The following is a 7,955-nucleotide window of genomic DNA, read 5'->3' as shown; positions in this document are numbered from 1 at the left end:
TTGCTCGCGATGGCGGCGTGTCAGATAAGTATTTTTCGGCTGATACACCGCATCGCGAGAAGCCCGCTCCCACAAAAAGCGCTTTTGATCCAACCGCGAAATCAGGACTTTTCCAGATTCCCCAAAATTCGCCCATGCACACGCATGCACACACTCAGGTCCTCCTCGTCCACCCCCACAAACAGCTCGTGGCGCAACGTGGTGGCAATCGTTTCAATCTGCTCGATCAAAGGCTTGGCAGTATCGCAAAGCAAAATACGCTTGGCGCGGCGGTCTTCCAGCACCGCTTGGCGCTGCACCAGCCCTTGGCCCTCAAGGCTGTCGAGCAAGCGCGCCAGTGTCGGCCCTTCCACCCCAACACTTTGCGCCCAACTCACGCTGAGTAGGCGCCTCCTCAAAACGGGCCAAGTGCAACAGCACCAACCATCGCGCCTGGGACAAACCCAACCCTGCCAAACGGCGGTCGAGCTCGGCGCGCCAACCTCGGGACATATGCGCTAACTGCATGCCAAAACGGTGTTGATCGGTTAACGGCATAAAAAACTCGTTGTTTAGTCTGAAAAATAAGGATGGCTAATTATTAACCAGCAAAGCACGAGTCATGCCAGTAGGCAAGCGTTGCCAGGAAGTGCTTCGTCACAATGTGGTGACGGATACCCTAAATTTCGAATTCTGACTGCAGCGCAGCCCGCACACAGTACAAAACACCCTCGGGAACACGCCCGGTAAACAACGGCGCAATCTCCGTAACAGGTGGCAATTCGCCTTCTCCGTCGAGGAACGCATCCTGGATTTCACCGAGCAGATCTTCGGGTAAATCGAGCGCCTGCTCCAACGACAATTGCTGCTTGCCAATGGATTCGGCCAACAAGGTGTAGACGTTTTTTTCCGAGCATTGCAGCTGACTGGCGATCTGAATCGGGGTCATGCCTGCGCGCGCCAGGCTAATCAGTTCGTGGCGAATATCGGCGACTTCCTTCGGCGCTTCAACCTGGCCACCGAGCACTTCAAGGAAGGCCTGACCGTAACGTTCCAGCTTGCGCGCCCCCACACCGCTGACCCTGCCCATTTCGGCCATGCTGGTCGGCTGCTCGCGCAGCATTTCGAGCAAGGTCGAGTCGGGGAAAATAACGTAAGGCGGCACACTGTGCTCCTGCGCAAGTTTGCGCCGCAGGGTGCGCAAGGCTTCCCACTGTTCGCGTTCTTCGCCGCGCACCAACTGACTGGCCTGGCTGGTGCTGCTCTTGGCAGTGGTCTGCGGCTTGAGATCGCGGCGCAGTTCCAGGCTCACTTCGCCCTTGAGCAATGGCCGGCAACTGTCGTTCAGGCGCAGGCCGCCATACCCTTCCAGGTCGATATCGACCAGGCTGCGCGCCACCATCTGCCGAAACAACGAACGCCACTCGCCTTCGGCGCGGGCTTTGCCGACGCCGTAGACCGAGAGTTTTTCGTGGCCGAAGCTGCGCACCTTTTCGTTGTCCTTGCCCAGCAACACATCCACCAGATGGCCCACGCCATAACGCTGGCCTGTGCGATAAATCGCCGACAGCGCCTGGCGCGCCGGCTCGGTGGCGTCCCAGGTCTGCACGCCGTCGACGCAGTTATCGCAGTGGCCGCACGGGTTGGGCATGTCTTCATCAAAATACGCCAGCAGCGTTTGACGGCGGCAGCGGGTCTCTTCACACAGCGACAGCATCGCGTCGAGCTTGTGTTGCTCCAGGCGCTTGTGGCGCTCGTCGCCTTCGGAGTTCTGCAGCATCTGCTTGAGCATCACCACGTCTTGCAGGCCGTAGACCATCCAGGCATCTGCGGGCAGGCCATCACGACCGGCACGCCCGGTTTCCTGGTAGTAGGCCTCAAGGGATTTGGGCAAATCCATGTGGGCCACGAAACGCACGTTGGATTTATCGATGCCCATGCCAAACGCGATGGTCGCCACCATGATCAGGCCTTCCTCATTGAGGAAGCGCTTTTGGTGGTGCGCGCGGGTTTCATTAGGCAAACCTGCGTGGTAAGGCAGCGCCGGGTAGCCTTGCTCACAAAGGAACGCGGCCACTTCATCGACCTTCTTGCGCGACAAGCAATAGACAATGCCTGCATCGCTGCGCCGCTCGGAAAGGAACGCCAGCAACTGTTTGCGCGGCTGTTCCTTGGGCACGATACGATAGAAAATATTCGGCCGGTCGAAGCTTGAGAGGAAGCGCTCGGCGTTCTGCAAATGCAGGCGATCGACGATTTCTTCGCGGGTGCGTTTGTCGGCAGTGGCGGTCAGCGCGATGCGCGGAACGTCCGGAAACAACTCCGCCAATTGGCCCAACTGCAAATATTCGCGACGAAAATCGTGGCCCCATTGCGACACGCAGTGGGCTTCGTCGATGGCGAACAGGGCGATTTCCAGGCTCTGCAAAAAAGCCAGCATGCGCGGCTGCACCAGGCGCTCGGGGGCCAGGTAGAGCATTTTCACCTCACCGCGCTTGATCCGCGCGGCCAGGTCGCGCTGCTGTTCGGCGCTGAGGGTGGAGTTCAAGGCCGCTGCCGCCACACCGAGTTCTTCAAGGGTGGCCACCTGGTCGTCCATCAACGCGATCAGCGGCGACACCACCACGGCCAACCCATTACGCAACAGCGCCGGCACCTGGAAGCACAACGACTTGCCGCCACCGGTAGGCATCAATACCAGGGCGTCACCGCCATTGGCCACGCGCTCAATGATCGCACCCTGGCGGCCACGAAAACTGTCGTAGCCGAAGATGTCCTTGAGGACGCGTTGAGCCTGCTCGAGCATGTAAAACTCCAAAAAAGTGCCGAAACCTTCTATACAGGCTGGCCGAAAAAACCCGCGCTCACGGTAAATAATCCGTAAGCGAAGTTTTCCAAGGTGGGTGCCCAGCCTGCAAGGGCATCACAAAACGCGGCAGTATACCCGAGCGTTAACCGGCAAAGGGCTCCGCTTGCGAATAGCCGCAAATGCGTAATCGCCCCCAAACGCGGCGAAATCGGTTCTGTGAACCGCACTAAATCACCCTCATCGTGAGCCAAGCCGCTCGCAGACTGGCCTGAGCGCGCAAGAAAGCCTAGAATTCAGCATCGTTTATTCCCAAGGTAGCCCTTCAATGTCCTTCGCTGAGCAACTAACCCGCCTGCAAGCCTTCCTCGACGCCGATGAGCTGCATGACGAGGCGCTGGACTACGTGGCCGCCCACGGCTACCTGACCGCCCTTTCAATCTCTTCCGACAGCGTGCCGGACCGTGAGTGGATCGACGCGTTGTTCGCTGAAGAACCGCATTACGCCGACGACGCCCAGCGCGAAGAAATCGAATCCACGCTGCTGGCGCTCAAGGCGCATATCGGTCGCCAACTGGCCGCCGATGAAGAATTTGAGCTGCCGTGCGACCTCGACCTCGGCGAAGAGCCGGATGACTCCGACCTGCGCGGCTGGTGCATCGGCTTCATGGAAGGCGTGTTCCTGCGCGAAGCGGCCTGGTTCGAAACCGCCGAAGAAGAAGTCAGCGAAATGCTGTTGCCGATCATGGTCGGTTCGGGCCTGTTTGACGACCAGCCGGAATTCTCCGACATCGCCGCAGACGCCAATCTGATGGACGACATGATCGTACAGATCCCGGAAGCCCTGACTGCGCTGTACCTGCTGTGCAACGCGCCTGACGAAAAACCGGCGATCCTCAAACCTCGTCACCACTGAGTCATTTGCCCGTGCACCCCATGGGCAATCGCTCGCCGCTCCTGCGTTACGCGCTGCTGGCCATCGGCTGGTTAAGCGTCGCGCTGGGGGTGATCGGTATTTTCTTGCCGGTATTGCCGACCACGCCTTTTCTGTTGCTCGCTGCCGCCTGTTTCGCTCGAAGCTCCCCGCGTTTTTACCACTGGCTGGTGCAGCATCCGCGGCTGGGGCCTTGGATACGCGACTATCTGGAGGGCAATGGCATTCCGCTCAAAGGCAAGGTGTATGCGATTGGCTTGATGTGGCTGAGCATTGGTTTTTCCTGCTATCTGGTGCCGTTGCCGTGGGCGCGCGGGTTTATGCTGACCAGTGCGGTGCTGGTGACGGTGTATATCCTGCGGCAGAAGACCTTGGCGCCGCGCGTCTAAGATCAAAATCAAAAACAGGCGCCCCAATCGCCCAAGCCGAATGGGACCGACTGAGGGAGCGGGCTTGCTCGCGATGGCATCAACTCGGTATGCCTGATGGTCCGAGGCGCCTGCATCGCGAGCAAGCCCGCTCCCACACATTTCAGCCGGTACCCAAACAACGGCCAGCCACGCGACCTTGGTCGACACTGACTAACCCCAGGCATCATGCGAGACTGTGCAACCGGGCCTGGAATGCCTGGGCGTTCTTATGCTCGGAGTTACCATGACGCTGTCCAGCGGGCTGATCGCCGCCGTTGCCCTGGCCTATATGGCCATTATGTTCACCATCGCCTTTTACGGTGACCGTCGCCATGCGCCGTTGCCGCCGAGGGTGCGTGCCTGGGTGTATAGCCTGTCGCTGGCGGTTTACTGCACCAGTTGGACCTTCTTCGGCGCGGTAGGCCAGGCCGCCGAGCAACTGTGGGCATTTTTACCGATTTACCTCGGACCGGTACTGCTGCTGGTGCTGGCGCCGTGGGTGCTGCAAAAGATGATCCTGATCAGCAAGCAGGAAAACATCACCTCGATTGCCGACTTTATCGCCGCGCGCTACGGCAAATCGCAATCGCTGGCGGTGGTGGTGGCGTTGATCTGCCTGGTCGGCGTGTTGCCCTACATCGCCCTGCAGCTTAAAGGCATCGTACTGGGCGTGAACTTGCTGATCGGCTCCGGCCCCGACACCACTGGCACCCGCGCCCAGGACACCGCGTTGATCGTGTCACTGGTGCTTGCGCTGTTCACGATTGTGTTTGGTACGCGCAACCTCGACGCACGGAACACCACCGTGGCATGGTGCTGGCGATTGCGTTTGAATCGCTGGTCAAGCTGTTCGCTTTTCTGGCCGTCGGCGCGTTTGTGACGTATGGCCTGTATGACGGCTTCGGCGACTTGTTCAGTCAGGCGATGCTCGCGCCGCGCCTGGAGGAATACTGGAAAGAGACAATCAACTGGCCATCGATGGTGGTGCAAACCGGTGTGGCGATGATGGCAATCATCTGCCTGCCCCGGCAGTTTCATGTCACGGTGGTCGAAAATATCGACCCGCAGGATTTGCGCTTGGCCAAGTGGGTATTCCCGGCTTACTTGATCCTCGCCGCGCTGTTTGTGGTGCCCATCGCCCTCGGCGGCAAGATGCTCTTGCCCGGTTCGGTATTGCCGGATTCCTACGTGATCAGCCTGCCGATGGCCGAAGCGCACCCGGCCCTCGCCGTGTTGGCGTTTATCGGCGGTGCATCGGCGGCCACCGGCATGGTTATCGTCGCCAGCATTGCGTTGTCGACCATGGTGTCCAACGACATGTTGCTGCCGTGGCTGCTGCGTCGCTCCAGTGCCGAGCGGCCGTTCGAAGTGTTCCGCCACTGGATGCTGTCGGTCCGCCGCGTGAGCATTGTGATCATCCTGCTGCTCGCTTACGTGATTTACCGGCTGCTCGGCTCGACCGCCAGCCTTGCGACTATCGGCCAGATCGCCTTCGCAGCGGTCACGCAACTCGCGCCGGCGATGCTTGGCGCGCTGTACTGGAAGCAGGCCAACCGGCGTGGCGTGTTTGCCGGTTTGGCGGCGGGCACATTCCTCTGGTTTTACACCTTGGTCCTACCGGTGACGGCGAAAAGTCTGGGCTGGTCGCTCAGCCTGTTCCCCGGCTTGACGTGGCTGCATTCGCACCCGTTTGGCGCGTCCGTCACCTCACTGACGCTGGGCACGGTGTTCTCGCTGGCGGGTAACTTCACGCTGTTCGTGTGGGTTTCGTTACTCTCGCGCACACGCGTTTCCGAGCATTGGCAGGCCGGACGTTTCATCGGCCAGGAGATCAGCCAACGCGCCAGCGCTCGCTCGATGTTGTCGGTGCAGATCAGCGACTTGCTCAGCCTGGCGGCGCGCTTTGTGGGTGATGAACGTGCTCAGCAGAGTTTTATCCGCTTCGCTTATCGCCAAGGCAAAGGCTTCAATCCCAACCAAAATGCCGATAACGATTGGATCGCCCACACCGAACGTTTATTGGCCGGTGTGCTGGGCGCCTCGTCGACACGCGCAGTGGTCAAAGCGGCGATTGAAGGCCGCGAAATGCAGCTGGAGGACGTAGTCCGCATCGCCGATGAAGCCTCCGAAGTGCTGCAGTTCAACCGCGCGCTGCTGCAAGGCGCTATCGAAAACATCACCCAGGGCATCAGCGTGGTCGACCAGTCGCTCAAACTGGTGGCCTGGAACCGACGCTACCTGGAGCTGTTCAATTACCCCGAAGGATTGATCAGCGTGGGCCGGCCGATTGCCGACATCATTCGCTACAACGCCGAGCGCGGCCTGTGCGGGCCGGGCGAAGCCGAAGTACACGTGGCGCGACGCCTGCACTGGATGCGCCAGGGCCGCGCGCACACCTCTGAGCGTTTGTTCCCGAATGGGCGCGTGATCGAGCTGATCGGCAACCCCATGCCCGGCGGCGGGTTTGTCATGAGCTTCACCGACATCACTGCGTTCCGCGAAGCCGAGCAAGCGCTCACCGAAGCCAATGAAGGCCTGGAGCAACGCGTCACCGCGCGCACGCATGAGCTGTCGCAACTGAATGTGGCGCTCACCGACGCCAAAGGCGTGGCCGAAACCGCCAGCCAGTCGAAGACGCGCTTTCTTGCCGCCGTCAGCCATGACCTGATGCAACCGTTGAACGCGGCGCGGCTGTTCTCCGCCGCCCTCTCCCACCAGAACGATGGTTTGTCTGCCGAGGCCCGGCAGTTGGTGCAGCACTTGGACAGCTCGCTGCGCTCAGCCGAAGACCTGATCAGCGACTTGCTGGATATTTCGCGCCTGGAAAACGGCAAGATCAACCCACAGCGCCAGCCGTTTGTGCTCAACGAGCTGTTCGACACCCTTGGCGCCGAGTTCAAGGCGCTGGCCCGCGAACAAGGCCTGCGCTTTCGCTTGCGCGGCAGTCGCCTGCGGGTTAACAGCGACATCAAATTGCTGCGACGTATTCTGCAGAATTTTCTGACCAACGCATTCCGCTATGCCGACGGCCCGGTGCTACTCGGCGTACGCAGGCGCAAGGGCGAGCTGTGCCTGGAGGTGTGGGACCGCGGCCCGGGTATTCCGCAGGATAAACAGCAAGTGATCTTCGAAGAGTTCAAGCGCCTGGACAGCCACCAGACCCGCGCCGAAAAAGGTTTAGGCCTGGGTTTGGCGATCGCCGATGGCCTGTGCCGAGTGCTGGACCACCGCCTGAGCGTGCGTTCGTGGCCGGGCAAAGGCAGCGTGTTCAGCGTGCGCGTGCCACTGGCGCGCAACCAGGCCAGCCCCGCGCTTAAAACGCTGCAAGACACCGGCCAACCGCTGAGCGGCGCACAGGTGCTGTGCGTGGATAACGAAGAAAGCATCCTGATCGGCATGCGCAGCCTGTTGACGCGCTGGGGTTGCGAGGTGTGGACGGCCACCGACCAGGCGCAATGCGCCGCGCTGCTGGCCGATGGCGTACGCCCGCAACTGGCGCTGGTGGATTACCACCTGGACCATGGCGAAACCGGCACCGAGCTGATGGGCTGGCTACGGGCGCAATTGGCCGAGCCGATTCCCGGCGTAGTGATCAGCGCCGACGGGCGCCCGGAAATGGTCGCAGAAGTGCACGCAGCAGGCCTGGATTACTTGGCCAAACCAGTGAAACCCGCCGCATTGCGCGCACTATTGAGTCGGCATCTACCGCTCTAGACAACCTTATATGAGCACCCGGCTTATATGGTAGCGGGCTTTATGTGGGAGCGGGCTTGCTCGCGATGGCCTCAACGCGGTGTGCCTGATGGTCCGAGGCGCCTGCATCGCG

Annotated in this window: 3 protein-coding genes and 2 pseudogenes; 3 read left to right on the top strand and 2 right to left on the bottom strand. The window is 60.6% G+C overall.

Going from position 1 to position 7,955, the window contains the following annotated elements; translation table 11 throughout:
* Positions 1-101 precede the first annotated feature (101 nt).
* Both F0169_RS03610 and recQ read right to left on the bottom strand, forming a co-directional pair.
* Positions 102-537 (bottom strand): annotated as a pseudogene (locus tag F0169_RS03610) (MarR family transcriptional regulator).
* A gap of 121 nt (positions 538-658) precedes the next feature.
* The gene (gene recQ / locus F0169_RS03605) at positions 659-2,785 is read right to left on the bottom strand and encodes a DNA helicase RecQ (protein ID WP_152745592.1); all 2,127 of its coding nucleotides are present in this window, start codon (positions 2,783-2,785) and stop codon (positions 659-661) included.
* A 328-nt stretch (positions 2,786-3,113) separates the two neighbouring features.
* Between recQ and F0169_RS03600 the strand changes: the two genes are divergently transcribed.
* The 3 genes and pseudogenes from F0169_RS03600 to F0169_RS03590 all read left to right on the top strand — a co-directional run bounded on the left by F0169_RS03600 (position 3,114) and on the right by F0169_RS03590 (position 7,843).
* Positions 3,114-3,701, top strand: coding sequence for a UPF0149 family protein (locus tag F0169_RS03600; RefSeq protein WP_058415068.1), 588 nt, complete (start codon positions 3,114-3,116; stop codon positions 3,699-3,701).
* A gap of 20 nt (positions 3,702-3,721) precedes the next feature.
* Positions 3,722-4,108: a YbaN family protein gene (locus F0169_RS03595; RefSeq protein WP_099240444.1), complete on the top strand. Its 387-nt coding sequence runs from the start codon at positions 3,722-3,724 to the stop codon at positions 4,106-4,108.
* Positions 4,109-4,373: 265 nt separating this feature from the next.
* A pseudogene (locus tag F0169_RS03590) lies at positions 4,374-7,843 on the top strand (hybrid sensor histidine kinase/response regulator).
* The last annotated feature ends 112 nt before the right edge of the window (positions 7,844-7,955 follow it).

The sequence above is a fragment of the Pseudomonas kitaguniensis genome (assembly GCF_009296165.1).
GTDB lineage: Bacteria > Pseudomonadota > Gammaproteobacteria > Pseudomonadales > Pseudomonadaceae > Aquipseudomonas > Aquipseudomonas kitaguniensis.
Note: the sequence above shows the minus strand (reverse complement) of the source record. Positions and strands in the feature narration are given on the sequence as shown.

What these genes read in the sequence shown, in the direction of transcription:
- recQ (WP_152745592.1), bottom strand. Translation starts at nt 2,785, where the DNA reads ATGCTCGAGCAGGCTCAACGCGTCCTCAAGGACATCTTCGGCTACGAC.
- F0169_RS03600 (WP_058415068.1), top strand. Translation starts at nt 3,114, where the DNA reads ATGTCCTTCGCTGAGCAACTAACCCGCCTGCAAGCCTTCCTCGACGCC.
- F0169_RS03595 (WP_099240444.1), top strand. Translation starts at nt 3,722, where the DNA reads ATGGGCAATCGCTCGCCGCTCCTGCGTTACGCGCTGCTGGCCATCGGC.